This window comes from Pseudosulfitobacter sp. SM2401 (genome assembly GCF_042932805.1).
Taxonomy (GTDB): domain Bacteria; phylum Pseudomonadota; class Alphaproteobacteria; order Rhodobacterales; family Rhodobacteraceae; genus Ascidiaceihabitans.
The window spans coordinates 976566-992295 of record NZ_CP170633.1 but is presented as its reverse complement, the minus strand read 5'-3'; the positions used below and the strand labels follow the sequence as shown (position 1 = coordinate 992295).

Annotated in this window: 20 protein-coding genes and 1 pseudogene; 4 read left to right on the top strand and 17 right to left on the bottom strand. The window is 54.9% G+C overall.

Annotation, left to right across the window (positions count from 1 at the left end):
* Window positions 1-2: 2 nt before the first annotated feature.
* The 5 genes and pseudogenes from ACFIO0_RS04950 to ACFIO0_RS04930 all read right to left on the bottom strand — a co-directional run bounded on the left by ACFIO0_RS04950 (window position 3) and on the right by ACFIO0_RS04930 (window position 2841).
* Complete coding sequence (locus ACFIO0_RS04950; RefSeq protein WP_390914158.1) at window positions 3-320, bottom strand: copper resistance protein CopC; 318 nt, start codon at window positions 318-320, stop codon at window positions 3-5.
* Between the two features lie 58 nt (window positions 321-378).
* A complete protein-coding gene (locus tag ACFIO0_RS04945) occupies window positions 379-813 on the bottom strand; it encodes a c-type cytochrome (protein ID WP_390914156.1) in 435 nt (144 codons plus the stop codon).
* 73 nt (window positions 814-886) lie between these two features.
* Window positions 887-1491 (bottom strand): annotated as a pseudogene (locus tag ACFIO0_RS04940) (MauE/DoxX family redox-associated membrane protein).
* Window positions 1492-1697: 206 nt separating this feature from the next.
* The gene (locus ACFIO0_RS04935; protein ID WP_390914154.1) at window positions 1698-2111 is read right to left on the bottom strand and encodes a thioredoxin domain-containing protein; all 414 of its coding nucleotides are present in this window, start codon (window positions 2109-2111) and stop codon (window positions 1698-1700) included.
* Between the two features lie 16 nt (window positions 2112-2127).
* The gene (locus ACFIO0_RS04930; RefSeq protein ID WP_390914152.1) at window positions 2128-2841 is read right to left on the bottom strand and encodes a cytochrome c biogenesis protein CcdA; all 714 of its coding nucleotides are present in this window, start codon (window positions 2839-2841) and stop codon (window positions 2128-2130) included.
* A 151-nt stretch (window positions 2842-2992) separates the two neighbouring features.
* On the opposite strand from ACFIO0_RS04930, the gene ACFIO0_RS04925 reads away from it, so the two are divergent.
* Entirely contained in the window at window positions 2993-3913 is a 921-nt protein-coding gene (locus tag ACFIO0_RS04925; protein ID WP_390914150.1) for an MBL fold metallo-hydrolase, read from the top strand.
* Between the two features lie 2 nt (window positions 3914-3915).
* On the top strand, window positions 3916-4860 hold the full coding sequence (locus ACFIO0_RS04920; protein ID WP_390914148.1) for an MBL fold metallo-hydrolase: 945 nt from the start codon (window positions 3916-3918) through the stop codon (window positions 4858-4860).
* A 7-nt stretch (window positions 4861-4867) separates the two neighbouring features.
* On the opposite strand, the gene hemA is transcribed toward ACFIO0_RS04920, so the two are convergent.
* From hemA to ACFIO0_RS04860, 12 genes are all read right to left on the bottom strand, one after another.
* Window positions 4868-6088 carry a 5-aminolevulinate synthase gene (hemA, locus tag ACFIO0_RS04915; protein ID WP_390914146.1) on the bottom strand — a complete coding sequence of 407 codons (1221 nt, stop codon included), beginning with the start codon at window positions 6086-6088 and terminating at the stop codon, window positions 4868-4870.
* The gene (locus ACFIO0_RS04910; protein WP_390914144.1) at window positions 6088-6525 is read right to left on the bottom strand and encodes a DUF302 domain-containing protein; all 438 of its coding nucleotides are present in this window, start codon (window positions 6523-6525) and stop codon (window positions 6088-6090) included. Before ACFIO0_RS04910 ends, hemA begins: the two co-directional genes overlap by 1 nt.
* A 127-nt stretch (window positions 6526-6652) precedes the next feature.
* Window positions 6653-7099, bottom strand: a complete 447-nt coding sequence (locus tag ACFIO0_RS04905) for a hypothetical protein (protein ID WP_390914142.1) — start codon at window positions 7097-7099, stop codon at window positions 6653-6655.
* 90 nt (window positions 7100-7189) lie between these two features.
* On the bottom strand, window positions 7190-8203 hold the full coding sequence (locus ACFIO0_RS04900) for a c-type cytochrome (protein ID WP_390914140.1): 1014 nt from the start codon (window positions 8201-8203) through the stop codon (window positions 7190-7192).
* Entirely contained in the window at window positions 8187-9470 is a 1284-nt protein-coding gene (soxC, locus tag ACFIO0_RS04895; protein WP_390914138.1) for a sulfite dehydrogenase, read from the bottom strand. The genes ACFIO0_RS04900 and soxC overlap by 17 nt, the downstream gene beginning before the upstream one ends.
* A 27-nt stretch (window positions 9471-9497) precedes the next feature.
* The gene (gene soxB / locus ACFIO0_RS04890) at window positions 9498-11201 is read right to left on the bottom strand and encodes a thiosulfohydrolase SoxB (protein WP_390914136.1); all 1704 of its coding nucleotides are present in this window, start codon (window positions 11199-11201) and stop codon (window positions 9498-9500) included.
* Between the two features lie 94 nt (window positions 11202-11295).
* A complete protein-coding gene (gene soxA, locus ACFIO0_RS04885) occupies window positions 11296-12135 on the bottom strand; it encodes a sulfur oxidation c-type cytochrome SoxA (protein ID WP_390914134.1) in 840 nt (279 codons plus the stop codon).
* Window positions 12136-12163: 28 nt separating this feature from the next.
* Complete coding sequence (gene soxZ, locus ACFIO0_RS04880; RefSeq protein ID WP_390914132.1) at window positions 12164-12493, bottom strand: thiosulfate oxidation carrier complex protein SoxZ; 330 nt, start codon at window positions 12491-12493, stop codon at window positions 12164-12166.
* A 23-nt stretch (window positions 12494-12516) separates the two neighbouring features.
* Window positions 12517-12939 carry a thiosulfate oxidation carrier protein SoxY gene (gene soxY / locus ACFIO0_RS04875; RefSeq protein WP_390915282.1) on the bottom strand — a complete coding sequence of 141 codons (423 nt, stop codon included), beginning with the start codon at window positions 12937-12939 and terminating at the stop codon, window positions 12517-12519.
* 28 nt (window positions 12940-12967) lie between these two features.
* Complete coding sequence (gene soxX / locus ACFIO0_RS04870) at window positions 12968-13423, bottom strand: sulfur oxidation c-type cytochrome SoxX (protein WP_390914130.1); 456 nt, start codon at window positions 13421-13423, stop codon at window positions 12968-12970.
* Window positions 13424-13543: 120 nt separating this feature from the next.
* Window positions 13544-14107 carry a thioredoxin fold domain-containing protein gene (locus ACFIO0_RS04865; protein ID WP_390914128.1) on the bottom strand — a complete coding sequence of 188 codons (564 nt, stop codon included), beginning with the start codon at window positions 14105-14107 and terminating at the stop codon, window positions 13544-13546.
* A gap of 16 nt (window positions 14108-14123) precedes the next feature.
* Window positions 14124-14864: a cytochrome c biogenesis protein CcdA gene (locus tag ACFIO0_RS04860; protein ID WP_390914126.1), complete on the bottom strand. Its 741-nt coding sequence runs from the start codon at window positions 14862-14864 to the stop codon at window positions 14124-14126.
* A gap of 88 nt (window positions 14865-14952) precedes the next feature.
* On the opposite strand from ACFIO0_RS04860, the gene ACFIO0_RS04855 reads away from it, so the two are divergent.
* Window positions 14953-15321, top strand: coding sequence for a hypothetical protein (locus ACFIO0_RS04855; RefSeq protein ID WP_390914124.1), 369 nt, complete (start codon window positions 14953-14955; stop codon window positions 15319-15321).
* A 66-nt stretch (window positions 15322-15387) separates the two neighbouring features.
* The gene (locus tag ACFIO0_RS04850) at window positions 15388-15723 is read left to right on the top strand and encodes a metalloregulator ArsR/SmtB family transcription factor (RefSeq protein ID WP_390915281.1); all 336 of its coding nucleotides are present in this window, start codon (window positions 15388-15390) and stop codon (window positions 15721-15723) included.
* Window positions 15724-15730 lie beyond the last annotated feature (7 nt).

Sequence of the window (15730 nt, the reverse complement as noted above, 5' to 3'; positions counted from 1 at the left end):
CGTTATTCAACAGTGAAGCTGAAGGTGCCGTTCAAGGCATGACCATCTGAACCAAGACCACGCCATTCAACGACGTACACACCCGCACCCAGGTCGTGCATCGGCAATACGAACTCCTGCGTGAACGCTGTTTGTTCGCCAAGGTCCATATCCATGCTGTGTGTGTCGGCATGGGTGATCGCGACCCGTGTCATACGAATGTCACCTTTGAAGTCCATCAAGATTTCGGTCGGCATCTCTGTCACAACGGCTTCGTTTGCTGGTGTCGTTCCATCCAACGGGGAATGTGCCATCGCACCCGTGGCCCAAATACTGATCATTCCTGCGAGTAGAATATTCTTCATCATTATTCCCAGTCTCTTGTTTTGTGGTTGGAGATTAGTTGATCCCATTGGCACGTTGCAATTCTCGAATGTAGGCGATGATCATTGTGACATCTGCCCGATTGATACCATCAACGGGGGGCATGTCACCAAACGGCCAATGGTGTCCTCGAACGCCCATAGCAGCAGCGCGTTGGAACGCTTTGTCCCCGTGATGGCTAGGTTCATAGATGATGTGGACCAACGGTGGTGCGACGCCATCTTGGCCCGCTGCATTCAAACCATGGCAAGCGGCGCATTTGGCTTCAAAGCCGAACTTGCCGATCTGGGCGTTCTGCGACAGTGTTTCGGGCAACAGCACATTGGCGAGAACACCGTCCTCCATGCCGATGGCTATGTCAGTCGCAGCGGTTTGTGATGTTGCCGTCCACATTGCGTAGCCCACGCCACCCGCACCCAAAATAGCGGCAATTGCGATAATCGATTTCATTAGATGCACTGACCCTTACGTCTTTTGGATATCCCTAAGCCTTCCTGTAGGTGGAGGGTCAAACGGATTGGTATCACAGCTTCGAGAGCATCCAGATCGCCATACCGACCATCATCAGATTTTCAGTAAACGAAACGAACCCCAGTGGCACTTGGCTGTCACCACTAACGCAGGCGCATTTAAGTTCGCGTTTGTCGATGTAGACCGCATTGAGCACGCTGACAGCACCAATGCTTGCCACGCACAATGCGGCTGGTGCCGACACCCACGTTAGAACACCCGCAGTCATGCGCAGACCCGCGCCCGTTTCGACCAATGGATAGACATATCCGTAGCGAACCCAGCGTTGCGCAAACAGATCGTAGTTTAGAAACATCGTGGCGAACCGCCCAACGTCTTGCAGCTTTTGCAAGCCCAACAGCACTACCGATATCGAGATGAACCATTCCACTGTCCGTCCTGTGAAAAGGAACCGAGCGCCACCCAAGTAACCGCAACAGCCAACAATGCCTACTGCACCAATAAACGTCTGTGGCGGCGTCTTCACATCATGCTTGGCTTTTTGAACGCATCACCCGCTATCGGCTGGTGAGGTGACGATCTTCCACATGAAAGCCGCCGCTCCAACAGGTCTTTCGACCTCAAACCGTATGGACACATGTGATCAGTCATCACCATCCGATAGAGGGTGGCTGTTTTAGCGGCGGTAAGCCTCAAGGTCGTGCTGGCCGCGGCCCTTCTGGGCCGCGCAGCGCTCAACAAGTCACAGTTCATTCCGGCCATGCGCACGGGGGATCCAAATGCCGCCCGTCACCTTGGCAGATCTATTCGCGTTGAACGGGCCGTGATTGTTCTGGGCACCATCGCCCTTCTGACCTCAACCTTTACAGTCCCTTATCCATCAAGCCTTTGATTTGGCTTTCGGACGTGCCGGCGACGACACGCCCAAGTTCGTCTTCGCCGCGCAGAACGATCAATGTTGAACGACGCGGGATACCGCGAAACACAGTGACATCTTTGCTTTTGTAAGTGTCCCAATCCACCTTCACGAACGTCATGGCACCGTCGTACATTGGATCAGACGCGCGCAATGCGTTGATCACCCGTGCTTGGCGTTTGCAGGTGCCACACCACGTGGCGGAATAGTCGACAAAGACGGTTTTGCCCTCGGCCAGTGCCGCGTCGATGACGCCCGGTGTGTATTCAACAAAGCCATCAGCAAAGGCGCTGATCGGCGCGAGGGCCACTGCGCTAAAAGAAGCGAGGAAAATGCGCCGCGAAAAGGGGGTACGTTTCATAGGTGTCTCCGTGCGTTTAGATTGCGACCGACAGGTCCTGTAGCCAGATTGGCATGACATCCAGCAGCCATCCTTCAATGTAGTGATGGAACTGAAAATACAGCATCAGCCCCACAGCGATAAAGGTGACCCCAAGGATGGGTTTTGATTTTTCCGCCAAGCTGCGGAGCATTTGTGCGCGGGTTCTGATTGCTTCACGTGCGCCCAAGCCAAGGCCAAGGATCAACGTCGACACACCCAACGCAAAGCACGTCATGATCAGGGTCACGTAGCCCAGATTGTCACCCTGTGACGCCAGCGCGATTGCCCCGCCAAGGGTCGGTCCGATGCAAGGTGACCAAACCGCCCCGAGCAACAGCCCGCCGACAAACTGGCCGCGTAGGCCCGAATTGTCCAACCGGTTCATTTGTGTGTCAGCACCTGATGCGACCCCTGCCGTTGCCAATTCAAACCGGCGCGCAAACATTGGCACAATCAGGATCACGCCAAAGACGATCATCAGGACCGCTCCGATTTGTGCCAACCGATCCTGCGTCAGCCCGATTATCGCCCCAAAGGCGGTGACCAACACGCCAAACGTCACAAACGACACGCTCATCCCCAGCGCCAAAGCGACGGGGCCAAGACGGTCTGCGTTTAACGCGCTGACCAGAACGATTGGCAACACTGGCAAGACACAAGGGTTGATCAGCGTGAGCAGCCCCGCGAGATATGCAAAAACAAATTCCATAATCGTGATGTGAAGCGATGCCACAGTTTTTTCAATGCAAATGTGCTTGGGCCCTACTCACAATCCCGTCAGAGCGATGGATTGCATCAGAGACTTGCCTCGCCGAACACAATCATTCATATTCAGATAAGAGAATGAGTGGAAAGCAAGAATGACCGTTCCCAGACGCACGTTTGTCACAGGCGGGGCTGCATTGGCAGCAGGTGCAGCGCTTGGCTTGCCTGCAGGTTTGGCCTGCGCCCAAGTTGCGATTGGTGACATGCGGATCGACGTTGTCAGCGATGGCAATTTGACCTTGCCAGGAGGTTTCATTTTCGACCCGATGCCGCAGGATCAACTGCTGCCTATCCTTGAAAAATACGGTCAGTCGCCCGACGTTTTGACGCCGCCTTGCAACGTCACCTTGATGCGTCATGGCGCGCGCACAGTTTTGTTCGATGTCGGGTCCGGGCCAGATTTTTCACCAAACTCTGGTATTTTGTTGGCCTCGCTTGAGGCGCTGGATGTCAGCCCCGACGACATTACTGACATCGCTTTCACCCACGCCCATCCGGACCATCTGTGGGGGCTGTTGGATGATTTTGACGATCCGTTGTTTCCCACTGCCAACTATATGATTGGCAAAGCGGAATGGGATTACTGGATGAACCCGAACACCGTCGATCAGATTGGCGAGGCGCGCGCCTCGTTCGCCGTTGGTGCCCAGCGCCGGTTAGGCATGATCCAAGACCAGATCGCGTTCTTTGATGACGGCGACGAAATCATGCCTGGCGTTGCCGCGCGTGCAACCTATGGGCACACGCCCGGTCACATGGCGCTTGAGGTCCGCAGCGGCACCGAAGCTGTGATGATCCTCGGTGACTGCATCGGCAACGATCACATCGCATTTGCCAAACCGGAGTGGAATTCGGGTTCGGATCAGGACCCCGAAACCGCTGCGACGACACGGCTGTCCTTGATGGATCAGCTTGCCCACGAACAGACCCGCGTGATCGGGTATCACCTGTCCGGAAACGGTGTCGGTTACGTGGACAAAACGGCAGACGGCTATGCCTTTGTGGCAGAGGGATGAAGATGCATTATTTAGCAATGACTTGCGCGATTATCGCGGCCCCGGCTTTCGCGAGCGAAGACATCGCGGATCAATATCCCGCCTCTGTGCTGTATTCCAAACCGGTCGAAGTGATCCCAAATGTGTTTTCTGCGATCGGTGCCACCGCCCCACCGACCTATGAAAATGCCGGCCACAACAACAACCTAAGCTTTATTGTGACCGGCGATGGTGTGATCGTCATCAACGGTGGCGGGTCCTACCAATTGGCCGAGGCCCTGCACCAAGAAATCAAGGTGGTGACAGAACAGCCGGTAAAGCTGGTATTCAACGAGAATGGCCAAGGGCATGCCATGTTGGGCAATTCCTACTGGGCCATGCAAGGTGTCGACATCGTCGCACACGTCGATGCCGCGGCCGAGTTTGAGGAACGTGGCGGGCAATCATTGCGCGCAGCCCGAACGCGCCTGAAAGAGCGTGCCGACCAGACGACCGTCGCGCTGCCCACGCAAACATTTGAGGACACCTTTGGCGTTGAAATGGGCGGCATGCTGATCGAAGCCCGCTATCTGGGGCCATCCCACAGCGCCGGTGACATTGTCATTTGGTTGCCGCAACAAAGCCTCGTGATCGCCGGCGACATGGCCTTTCACGAACGCATGTTGCCGGTTTTCGAGCACACCATGACGGCGGATTGGATCGAAACCTGGGACACTGAATTCGAGGCGCTGAACGCGACATACGTCATTCCAGGACACGGCCATCCCACCAACATGGACCAAGTCCGCCGCTACACCCGCGATTATCTGATCTATTTGCGTGAGAAAGTTGGGGCCCATTTAGACGACGGCGGTGATCTCGCCGACGCCTATTATGTGGATCAAACGCCCTACGCCCATCTTGATACCTTCGAAGAATTGGCAACAAAGAACGCCGGGCGCGTGTATGAACAGATGGAGTTCGAGTAGCCCCGCGTCACTGCGCAGCGAGCGGCATCCGTGCCAGTTGGCATTGTTCCCAAAGCTGACCAATTGCGCTGACCAGATGGTCGATGTCAGCTTCTGAATGAACCGGCGATGGCGTGATGCGCAATCGTTCGGTGCCTTTGGGAACCGTCGGGTAATTGATTGGCTGGATGTAGATGCCAAAATCCTTGAGCAGCACATCAGAGATGTATTTGCATTTGACCGGATCGCCAACCATCACCGGAATGATGTGGCTGGGGTTGTCTACATGCGGAATACCAAGCGCCTCAAGACGCGCCCGCACCTGTGCAACTTTTGACTTTTGCACGTCGCGTTCCGCCTGACTGGTTTTCAGATGGCGGATCGATGCAGCAGCGCCCGCAGCGACGGCAGGTGGCAATGCGGTGGTGAAAATAAACCCGCTGGCAAAGCTGCGAATGAAATCGCACAACCCGGTCGAGGCGGCGATGTATCCGCCCATCACGCCAAACGCTTTGCCAAGCGTGCCTTCGATCACACTCAGCCGATCCATCAATCCGCGTTCCTCGGCGATGCCACCACCGCGCGGGCCGTACAGGCCGACCGCATGGACTTCGTCCAGATAGGTCATCGCGTTGTATTTATCCGCCAGATCACAGATTTCAGCGATTGGTGCGATGTCGCCGTCCATGGAATAGACGCTTTCGAAGGCGATCAGTTTTGGGCGATCCAGCGGCAATGCCGCCAGCTTGGCCTCAAGATCGGCCAGATCATTGTGCGCCCAAATTATGCGTTCGGCTTTGGAATGACGAATGCCTTCGATCATCGACGCGTGATTAAGCGCATCCGACAGCACCACACAATCGGGAATGCGCGAGGCCAGCGTGCCCAAAGCAGCCCAGTTCGACACGTAGCCCGAGGTAAACAGCAACGCCGCCTCTTTGCCGTGCAGGTCGGCCAATTCGGACTCTAGCAAAACGTGTTCATGGGTCGTGCCCGAGATATTGCGCGTGCCACCGGCCCCTGCCCCGCAGCGATCTAGCGCGTCATGCATGGCCGCCAAAACGTCCGGATGCTGGCCCATTCCCAGATAATCATTCGAACACCAGATCGTCACATCAGCGGTTTCGCCCCCACGTGACGTCGCCTTGGGGAACGCACCACAGTGGCGTTCAAGTTCCGCAAAAACGCGGTAGTTGCCCTGTTCGCGCAAGTCATCAAGTGCTGCTTTAAAAAACGATTGGTAGTTCATTATTCCCCCACCGCCTCTTGGACGATTTCATCCAAAAGCGCCTGCACCTCTTGCATCGCGCCAGCTGGATAATTGCGGTAACCAACGATCACCTCGCCGCCACGATCAACGACAAAAATGCCGTAGGGGCAGTGTGCAATGTTCATCGGATCGGCCTCCATCACTTTGCGCGACAGGACGGCAGAGCAGAAAAGAAACACGTCTGCGGCGTCAAATATTTTGACATCACTGCCAACATCACCCGCTGTCCGGTTCAACATTTCACCGGTGCGGCTGACGTAGTCGATCACCAGCCCCTTGCCGATAATCGCGTTTTCCACACTGAATGTTGCATCGTCAAATGACCCATCAAACGGATAGGATGTCGATGTGTCTTCTGCCTGCGCGCCACTTGTGAATGCAGCGCATAGAACTCCGGCTAACAAATATGATCTCATTGCAGTCTCTCCTTTTGGAAGCGCTATTTTGGCTGATAGTTGGGTGAAAAACCTTGTTCTGGATCAAAGTGTTGCAATTGTTTTTTAACACACGCAGGTACAGCCCCGAACGGCCCTGCGAACAGCCTTAGGGGCGAATGATCGTCCAGCCGTTTTCATCCAGTGTCATCAGATCGACGACACCGGCCGGCACGTGCTCTGCTATGTTCACAATCGGGGTTGGTTTGCCTTCTTTTTTCGTCATCGCATCGATCGTGTTGGCACAGGCAGCAAAGGTCACGTTGGGCATTGATGCGCCAAATACCTTCAACCGATCCATCACCGGCGAGGAATCCTCTCGCAGCATGTGCAGACCAGCGTTGAACGCGACAATGCGCACTTCGACGCTTTCGCCAATGCTTTCGTAATAGCGGGTCACGTTGGCCGCGACGTTCAAAACCGTGTTCATTTTCTGAGGATTGTTGTCGCTGATCTGCAAGGCCAGTTTGTGATCCGCCAATCCGTCTTGGGCAAGCACTGCGGTCGCCGTGAACACCGCGAAAATAATCGCGCTCAGTGTTTTAAGGTATCTCATCGTTCTATCCCCTGGTTGTGTGGCCAATACATGTGACCGGTTCGCAGGCCTTGATCCCGATCATTGGCGGGTTCAATCAGACCCACAAATCTACTCTTCGAGCGATTTTAGAAATTCAACAATCGCCAATTGATCTGCTTCTTTCTTGAGGCCAGCGAACGACATCTTGGTGCCGTTCAAATACACCTTTGGCTTGGCCAGAAAAGCAGCCAATTCAGTGTCGTTCCAAATCAATCCAGCCTTTGCCGCTTTGCGCAGCGCTTTGGAGTACTTGAACCCGTCCACGGCACCCGCAGGATTGTCGACTATGCCGGTCAAAATCGGGCCAACTCTGTTCTTTGCCCCCGCGCCGATTTGGTGGCAAGATTTGCATTTCTTGAACACGTTTTTGCCAGCTGCGGCCAATTCCGGGTCAAAGGCTGCAACAGCTACTTCTGGTGCCTCTTCGGAGGCCGCTGCCACTTTGGTGCGCTCCTCTTGTGGGGTGACGTCCAAAACCATGGCGCGCATGGTGACTTTGACTTCTGATTTGCAGTTTGTCATGCACGGCTCGCCCGTCCATTGCGCGTATTCAGTCTCAGCCCGATTATCGACAATGAAACCGTTGGCATTTGGCATTTCAACGTCAAAGAACGTCTCGTTAGACAGTACAAAATCGTCGTCGATCAGGTCGTTGGAATAAAGAATGTAGGCGACAATCGCGTACACGTCATCATCGCTCAGCGTGCCTGCGTTGCCATACGGCATGGACCGCTGGATGTAGTCGTAGGCCGTGGTCAGATGTGGCCAGAATGAGCCTACGGTTTTCAGCGGATCATCGTGATCAAGTGTGTCAGCGCCGCCCGCCAATTTAGGCCAGTTATCAATACCTTCAGCGAAATCACCGTGACACGCAGCGCATTGATCCGCAAAGATTTCTTCGCCAATTAACGCATCCCCTGACCCGACAGGCAGTCCGGTTCCATCGGGCTGAATGTCGCCATCCCACGCGGTAATTTCTTCGGGCAAGGCCGTGCGTCCAAGTCCGAATTTTTCGGCAAACGCGGGGCCGGTAAAAAGTGTTATCGCAACCAAAAATGCAGTGGATTTAAGAAACTTCGACATTTTCAGCCTCGCCGTTTGAACGCACCAACCACGTTTGGATGCAGTTGTTGTGGTAGATCGAATTCAGGCCACGCACCGCGCGCAGCTGCGTCTTTGTCGGCTGGACATAGCCGGTGTCATCGATGGCGCGCGATTGCAGCATCATCTCTGTTCCGTCCCAATCGGTGTCGAGGTAGAACCGCGTCAGGGCCATTTTTTCACCCGGTTTTGCAAGGCGCGCGGTTTCCCAATTCTTGCCGCCATCCTTGGACACATCCACACGGGTGATCGCGCCGCGACCCGACCACGCGAGGCCGGAAATGACCAAAGGCCCCGTGCCATGTGTGATCGGGGATTGCGGGCTGGGGCTGGTGACCACAGATTTTGCATCCATCGCCCAGGTCCATTTGCGCGCTGTGCCGTCTTCCAAAACATCCGTATATTTGCTGGTTTCCTCGCGGCTTTCGACGGGTCCGTCCATGACCTCGATCCTGCGGATCCACTTGACCCACATGTTGCCTTCCCACCCAGGCACGACAAGGCGCACAGGATAACCGTGTTCGCGGCGCAGCGCCTCACCGTTGGCTTTGAACGCGATCAACACATCGTCCAGCGCTTTTTCCATCGGGATAGACCGCCCGTTTGACGACGCATCTGCACCCTCAACGAACACCCATTTGTTTTTAAGATCACCTGCCGTATCCAACCCCGCTTCCTCCAGCAAGGTCCGCAGCGGCACGCCGGTGTATTCCATGTTGTGGATCATACCGTGGGTAAACTGGGCACCGTTCAACTGCGCACCCGCCCATTCCATGCCGGTATTGGCCGCGCATTCGCAAAAATACACGTGGTTTTCACGCGGGAACCGCTCCAAATCGGCATAGGAAAACACCAAAGGTGTATCCACCAGCCCATTGATCATCAAACGGTAGTCGTCTTTTTTCAGGTCAATCGCGCCGGAATGGTGGCGTTCGAACGCACAGCCCTGCGGCGTGATCGTGCCATCTAACGCGTGAATGGGCGTAAAGTTGATCGAGCTGATGGTGTCAGCGGTAAGCCATTCCACATTGCGCCGGATCACGTCGCCCTCGTGCGCAGTTGGCAGGCCGTAGCGAACAGCGTCGACACCCTCGCCGAATTCCTGCGCCCAAGGTTGCACATCTGTGATCAGCGGGTCAGCCGTTTGCGCCGTTGCTGCAGTTGTCGTCAGCGCGCCTGCACCTGCTGCCGCTGCACCGCTTAAAAACGCACGGCGCGATGGGCTATTTCGTGTTGTATTGTCTGACATTTCAGATGCCTCCGTCTTATCGTTGGCTTAGGTGCCGACGACTTTCACACTGTTGTTTGGATCAAGGGAAATAGTGCCCTGTTTTGCGATGTGCGCCTCGACCACGTCCCAGATTTTGGGCCCCTCGGTGCCCTCATTGACCGACGCCCATCCTGCGACTTGATAGGCCTTGGTCGGGTCGATCATTTCGCCGGTTTTCAGCAAGGTCATTTCGGTGATCCGCTCGCCTTGAGGCTTGCTCACGTCGATCCGGTAGCCAAGACCACCCACACGCACCATGTCGCCGCCCTGCTGGTAATAGGGATCAGGATTGAACAGGTTGTCTGCCACGTCTTCAAGCACCACATGCAAGAATTCGCCTGTCATTCCAGTGCGATACGCTTCGCCGTAACTCATCGAGGTGACGTTCCAGATGTCTTCGCGCGTGATGTCTTGGCCCGGCAAAATCGACGGTCCCCACCGCACGCCGGGGGACAATGCAATGTCCGCCTCGCGTTCGGAAATCAGCGCGTCGCAGATCAGGTCGTCCCATGTGCCGTTGAAGTTCCCACGGCGATACAGCGTTTGATCATCGCCGGTTTGACCGATGACTTCGGACAATGCGCCGACGTAGGGTGCGCGTTGTTCATCAATCAATTTGGTCACCGTGGCATCCGGCGTAATCACATCGGAAAAGATCGGGATCAGCTTGTGACGAAAGCCCATCATCCGACCATCGCGCACGTCCAAATCAACGCGGCTGACGAATTTTCCGTTCGACCCAGAGGCGACGATAATCGTGTCCCCGACCGACACCGGTTCGGGCAGTGCATCATGGGTGTGGCCCGACAGGATTACGTCAATGCCAGTGACTTTGCCGGCCATTTGTTTGTCGACATCAAAGCCATTGTGACTGAGGCAAACAACCAATTCAGCACCGTTCGCGCGGACCTCGTCGACCATTTCCTGCATCCGTTCATCGCGGATACCGAACGAGTATTCAGGAAACATCCAGCCGGGATTGGCGATGGGCATGTACGGGAATGCTTGACCAATCACAGCGATCTTGACGCCCCCGCGTTCAAAGAATTTGTAGGGCGGGAACAATTCCGTTGGCTCGTCCCATTCCGCGTCAAAGATGTTCTGACCAAGGGCGGCAAAGGGCAAACCTTCGACGATTTCATTGACCCGCTCGGATCCCAACGTGAATTCCCAATGGAACGTCATCGCGTCGGGTTTTAGCGCGTTCATGACGTTGACCATGTCTTGGCCCGCAGTCTGATAGCAGGTGTAGCTGCCGTGCCATGTGTCGCCGCCGTCTAACAACAACGCGTCCGGACGCGCGGCACGGATCGAATTGATCACAGTCGCCACGCGATCCAACCCACCGACCCGGCCGTAGGTTTGCGCCAGCGCGGAAAAATCTGTCGACGACAACGCATAGGCCGACGCACTGCCGTCATCGATGCCGTACAATTTGCGAAAATCCGCACCGGTAACATGCGGCACAGCCCCTTTGTTGCCCCCCACTCCGATGTTGACAGACGGTTCGCGAAAATAGATCGGCTTTAGTTGCGCGTGGATGTCCGTCACATGGATCAGCGAAACGTTTCCGAAAGTGTCAAATTCCAGCAGCCTGTCTTGTGTCAGCGATTGCTGCGCAGCGACCCGAGCCCAATTTCCAAAGCCGGACGTACCGTATAGTGCTGCAGCGGCCATAGTTGTTTGCAGAAAATCGCGGCGGGAAATCATCGGGCAGCCTCACTTGCGTACATATGCGCATGTTTGAATTAGATGGGATTGGAAAAACCCCACAGCCACACGGCCGAGGGGTTCAGTTCGTAGATCAGTTGCGCACAGATGGTGTTTCAACCGACAGACCTTGGCCACGTGATGCAAGATACAATTCCAACGCCTGGAATTCCTGACCGCCTTCTTTGAACGGCTCTGCGCGAATGTTTTTCATGCAGCCTTTGAAACGGGCATGCGACGAATTCAGCTTTGCGTTCTTGAGACGATAGGTTGGAAAGCCGTTGATCTGACCTTGGCTCAGGTGATCTGCGCGGATCATCGTGCCGTAGTTGTCCTCGTGACAATTCGAACACGCCATATCGAGCTGCCCGACGCGGGTGTAATACAACTCTTTGCCCTGTTCCCAGAACGGCGCGGCATCACCATCAATCGCCACATTGATCGGCATTCCACGTGATTGCAGGCCAATCAGGGCTGTCATTGAGGTCATTTTGCCCTTGGACCACTTCCACGCGTCAGCGCCCATGCGATCAGTGACGCATTCGTTGACCAGATTTTCCATCGAGACCAATTGACCGTCTTCGACCCGCGGCAATGTTGTGCGCAAACCGGCAAAGTCTTCGATATTTTCGTGGCAAGACGAACAGGCTTTGCCCTCAGTTCCGTCAACCTTGTCCCACTGATCAATCGCCTGATCCACAAAAACAAAGGCCGGATTGTCGAAATCATCAAGCTGTAGCGCCCGCGTTTCCGCTGACCGATAAATCCAGCCTGATGAGATTTCGTCAAGGTTTTCTGCGTGCGCAGGCGCCGTCGTTCGGATCGTCAACGCCTCACCGCCATCGACAGACAGTTTGGCAGTTTCCTGAGCATTCGCCGTCAGCGCAACCATACCAAAGCATGCAGCACCCACTAGCAGTTTCGTCATTTTCATCCCGTCGTCCTCCCTAAACTGACGTGCCTTAGCCGATCGCGATCTTTTTGCTGGTCTCGTAAACGGACCCATCGTCGTCGTACCAAGTAAATTGGAATTCACCGGCTTCGGGCACTGTGGCCTCGAATTCGAAGAACGGATTTGTCGAAACCGCAGGTTCGATCGTGACGTCGATGACGTTTTGACCGTTAAAATCGACCGTAAAGCGGTTGATGATCGAGCGCGGAATTAGGTTGCCATCATCGTCTTTGCGTTGGCCGGATTCCATTTTGTGGCTGATCAATGTCTTGATCGTAATCACTTCACCGGCAGCCGCCGTTTTCGGAACTTTGACGCGTGGTTTAACACCAGAAGCCATATTGTCTCTCCTCGAATTTCAGGTCAGCCGCCGCAGCCGCCGATTGTCACTTTGACTGTCGCACTGGCGCGGCGGAATGTGCCGTCTTCCATTTTTGCGACTGCGATTACGTCTTGGGTTTTGGCCAAACGAATACGTGTTGAACCCGCGCGTGCGCCGGCCAACGGGCCGAATTTGAACGTCGCAACAGCAGGCGTTGGATTGCCGGCTGCAAACAGCGCAATTTCGACGGCACCGGGTGCGGACACAGCGATTGGCACGGTGTTGCCGTTCTCTGCGATCTCAGGCGCTGTCAAATCGATGCCGCCTTCGGTGACGTCTGCACCCCCTGTCATCGCGACAATTGCATCGTCGGTGAGCGAAGCAAAAACAGCCACGCCAGACAGTGACACAAAGGCCACCGTCCCCGCGCCTAGCCCCAAAATTTTTCTGCGGTTCAGTTCCATATTGGTATCTCCCATCGGAAAAGGGTTTTTATTCTTCTTTGAGCGTCTGCAGATAAGCGACGACATCTTCGACCTGTTGCGCCGTTAGAATGGTCTGGCCTTCAAACTTCTCCAAAGGCCGCTCGAACCCTGCATCGCGGTAAAAGGCAGGCATGATTGTACCCTCAAACATCATCTTTGAGTTTGCCACGATCCCGCGCAATTCGCCGGCTTCCCAACGATCAGCCACGCCCGTCATTTCGGGGCCGACTTCGCCGTGAAACGATTCCTCGGGCATCTCGGCATTGACGTGACAGGCCAGACAATTTCCCTGTTTGCGGTTCTTGAAAACCTCTCGGCCGTTGACCGGATCACCAGCCACGCCCGTCAATGACGCCGTGACAACCCCGTCTTCAAAATTCACGGCTGCGGGTGCGACAGGCTCTGCGTAAACGGCGGTTGTCAGCAGACCCGTAACGACGGCTGCAATTCCAAATTTCCTCATGCGTCCTCCCAAACACTTCGAATTTATGTATCGTAGCGCACAGATTTGTGATGACGCAACAACAAATTCACTTACTTGAATTTTATTATGTGATCGGAATTTGTGGCGCGGACCTGACCGTCACTGCGACTGCTCTGCAAACTTACGTGCATGATATTTCTGAAAACTTTCGTCCCCGTTGTACCCTTTTTCAACAACCCAATTCAGCATATTAAAGGTCGTGTGACGCCCGAATGCGCCCGGCATCGTGGCAACTGAAGCTTGGGCCGCAGAGACATCCGCCGCTACATTTTCTGGGAAAAATAGAATCGATGGCGTGAACAACACCCCCCATTTTCGAACCATATCTTTCTCGGGCAAAGTCGTGCCGTCAAAATCCGTGACCTCGACATCGCCAAACATATTGATCTGCACCACAAAGAAATTGGCGTCGATGTAGTCCGCGATTTCTTTGATCGGGAACACGTCTTCGTGCATTTTTTTGCAGTAAATGCATCCGCGCTGTTCGATGATGATCATCAGGCGTTTGCCCTCGTCATTTGCCTCGGCCAAATCTTCGCCGAGGTCCTTGAAGGTGTCGCGCATCCAAGCGGTTTTGTGCAATCCATCGTCACCAAGATCAGCGGCAGTGCCGGTAAATGTCATCGCCAGTAAGACGGCGCAGGCTGCAAGTAAGGTCTTCATTTGATATCCTCCTGAGTTAAAGAAGTAGCCAAAGATCGGGCGCCACGTTCAGCATCCATTGCGCGATATAGTTCACCGAATTGGTCGCGATCAGCACGCCAAACAGGATCAACATCGCGCCCATGATTTTTTCGATCAGCCCAAGATGACGTCGAAAACGAACCATCCAGCACATGAACGGGCCTATGAACAATGCGGCCAGAATGAACGGCGCGGTCATGCCCAGGCCGTAGACAAACAGCAGCCCTGCCCCGGTTGCAGCCGTGTCAGCCCCCGCCGCCGTGAACAAGATCGCGGCCAGAACCGGCCCGACGCAGGGGGTCCATCCAAATGCAAACGCCAGCCCGATCACATAGGCCCCGATCAGATTGACGTTCGCGGTATTGCCCGTATCGGCCCGCAATTGACGGTACAAAACCCCGATCCGGACTACGCCCAGAAAATGCAGCCCCATGGCAATAATCACAGCCGCAGCGATCCACCGCAGGATGTCGAAATATTCACGCACGACTTGACCAAAGACCGTCGCCGCCGCCCCCAGCCCCATAAAAATCGTGATGACTCCGGCCGCAAAAAAGCATGCCGCCAGCACCGCACGCCTGCGCGTTTTGGGATCAATATCAGCATCACCGGTGATTTGGTTCATGCCAACGCCAGCCAGATAGCTCAGGTAAAAAGGGACAATCGGCAGAATACACGGCGACAAGAACGACAACAGACCCGCAACAGCGGCCCCCAAATAGGTGATTTCCAGCATGAGAGGCCCTCGCATTTTCAAAATTCACACGGCTTGTGTAATTCACATATTCATATTATGTTGTTTGTTAACTCAAGGTCAAATCAACATGTCACTCCGCACCCTTACGTTCAGCGCGCTTTTGATGATTTCATCCGCTCTTACCGCCGCCGCTGACACCGTGTTGGTCATGGTCGAGGAACAAGGCTGCGTGTGGTGCGCACGCTGGAATGACGAGATCGCGCATATCTACCCCAAAACCGCCGAAGGTCGCGCAGCGCCGTTGCAGCGCATCGACATTCACAACGCCCCCCCTGCCGGCATGTCATTCGCGCGTGGTTTGAATTTCACGCCGACGTTTGTGTTGATGATCGACGGGTACGAGGCCGCGCGGATCGAAGGATACCCCGGCGAGGATTTCTTTTGGGGATTGCTGGGCCAGATGCTGCAGCAAGCTAAGATTGATATCACGGGATGAGGTGCGTATATGACAGTTCATTCTGGGCCCACCGCGGCCGAAACTCTCCCAAATGTTGAGGTAAACATGGGTCTGCCAGTATTTGACGTGAACATGTGCGCAGAAGATATGGACAAGATGGCAGCCAATGCCATGCAAGCGTCCAACTTTCTCAAAGCGATCAGCCACGAGGGCCGATTGATGATCTTGTGTCATCTCGCCTCGGGTGAAAAGTCTGTGACCGAACTAGAAGACCTGTTGTCGGCACGCCAGGCCGCCGTGTCGCAGCAATTGTCGCGCCTGCGTCTTGAGGGGCTGGTCACGCCACGACGCGATGGCAAAACCATTTTCTACCGTCTGACCGATGATCGCCCCAAACAGATCATGGAAGTTGTCTATGATTTGTTCTGCCGCGAAAAATAAGCAGCAA

What these genes read in the sequence shown, in the direction of transcription:
- ACFIO0_RS04905 (WP_390914142.1), bottom strand. Translation starts at nt 7,099, where the DNA reads ATGAGATACCTTAAAACACTGAGCGCGATTATTTTCGCGGTGTTCACG.
- soxX (WP_390914130.1), bottom strand. Translation starts at nt 13,423, where the DNA reads ATGAGGAAATTTGGAATTGCAGCCGTCGTTACGGGTCTGCTGACAACC.
- ACFIO0_RS04860 (WP_390914126.1), bottom strand. Translation starts at nt 14,864, where the DNA reads ATGCTGGAAATCACCTATTTGGGGGCCGCTGTTGCGGGTCTGTTGTCG.
- ACFIO0_RS04935 (WP_390914154.1), bottom strand. Translation starts at nt 2,111, where the DNA reads ATGAAACGTACCCCCTTTTCGCGGCGCATTTTCCTCGCTTCTTTTAGC.
- soxC (WP_390914138.1), bottom strand. Translation starts at nt 9,470, where the DNA reads ATGTCAGACAATACAACACGAAATAGCCCATCGCGCCGTGCGTTTTTA.
- ACFIO0_RS04910 (WP_390914144.1), bottom strand. Translation starts at nt 6,525, where the DNA reads ATGAGATCATATTTGTTAGCCGGAGTTCTATGCGCTGCATTCACAAGT.
- ACFIO0_RS04930 (WP_390914152.1), bottom strand. Translation starts at nt 2,841, where the DNA reads ATGGAATTTGTTTTTGCATATCTCGCGGGGCTGCTCACGCTGATCAAC.
- ACFIO0_RS04855 (WP_390914124.1), top strand. Translation starts at nt 14,953, where the DNA reads ATGTCACTCCGCACCCTTACGTTCAGCGCGCTTTTGATGATTTCATCC.
- ACFIO0_RS04950 (WP_390914158.1), bottom strand. Translation starts at nt 320, where the DNA reads ATGATCAGTATTTGGGCCACGGGTGCGATGGCACATTCCCCGTTGGAT.
- ACFIO0_RS04920 (WP_390914148.1), top strand. Translation starts at nt 3,916, where the DNA reads ATGCATTATTTAGCAATGACTTGCGCGATTATCGCGGCCCCGGCTTTC.
- hemA (WP_390914146.1), bottom strand. Translation starts at nt 6,088, where the DNA reads ATGAACTACCAATCGTTTTTTAAAGCAGCACTTGATGACTTGCGCGAA.
- soxB (WP_390914136.1), bottom strand. Translation starts at nt 11,201, where the DNA reads ATGATTTCCCGCCGCGATTTTCTGCAAACAACTATGGCCGCTGCAGCA.
- ACFIO0_RS04865 (WP_390914128.1), bottom strand. Translation starts at nt 14,107, where the DNA reads ATGAAGACCTTACTTGCAGCCTGCGCCGTCTTACTGGCGATGACATTT.
- ACFIO0_RS04925 (WP_390914150.1), top strand. Translation starts at nt 2,993, where the DNA reads ATGACCGTTCCCAGACGCACGTTTGTCACAGGCGGGGCTGCATTGGCA.
- soxA (WP_390914134.1), bottom strand. Translation starts at nt 12,135, where the DNA reads ATGAAAATGACGAAACTGCTAGTGGGTGCTGCATGCTTTGGTATGGTT.
- ACFIO0_RS04945 (WP_390914156.1), bottom strand. Translation starts at nt 813, where the DNA reads ATGAAATCGATTATCGCAATTGCCGCTATTTTGGGTGCGGGTGGCGTG.
- soxZ (WP_390914132.1), bottom strand. Translation starts at nt 12,493, where the DNA reads ATGGCTTCTGGTGTTAAACCACGCGTCAAAGTTCCGAAAACGGCGGCT.
- soxY (WP_390915282.1), bottom strand. Translation starts at nt 12,939, where the DNA reads ATGGAACTGAACCGCAGAAAAATTTTGGGGCTAGGCGCGGGGACGGTG.
- ACFIO0_RS04900 (WP_390914140.1), bottom strand. Translation starts at nt 8,203, where the DNA reads ATGTCGAAGTTTCTTAAATCCACTGCATTTTTGGTTGCGATAACACTT.
- ACFIO0_RS04850 (WP_390915281.1), top strand. Translation starts at nt 15,388, where the DNA reads ATGGGTCTGCCAGTATTTGACGTGAACATGTGCGCAGAAGATATGGAC.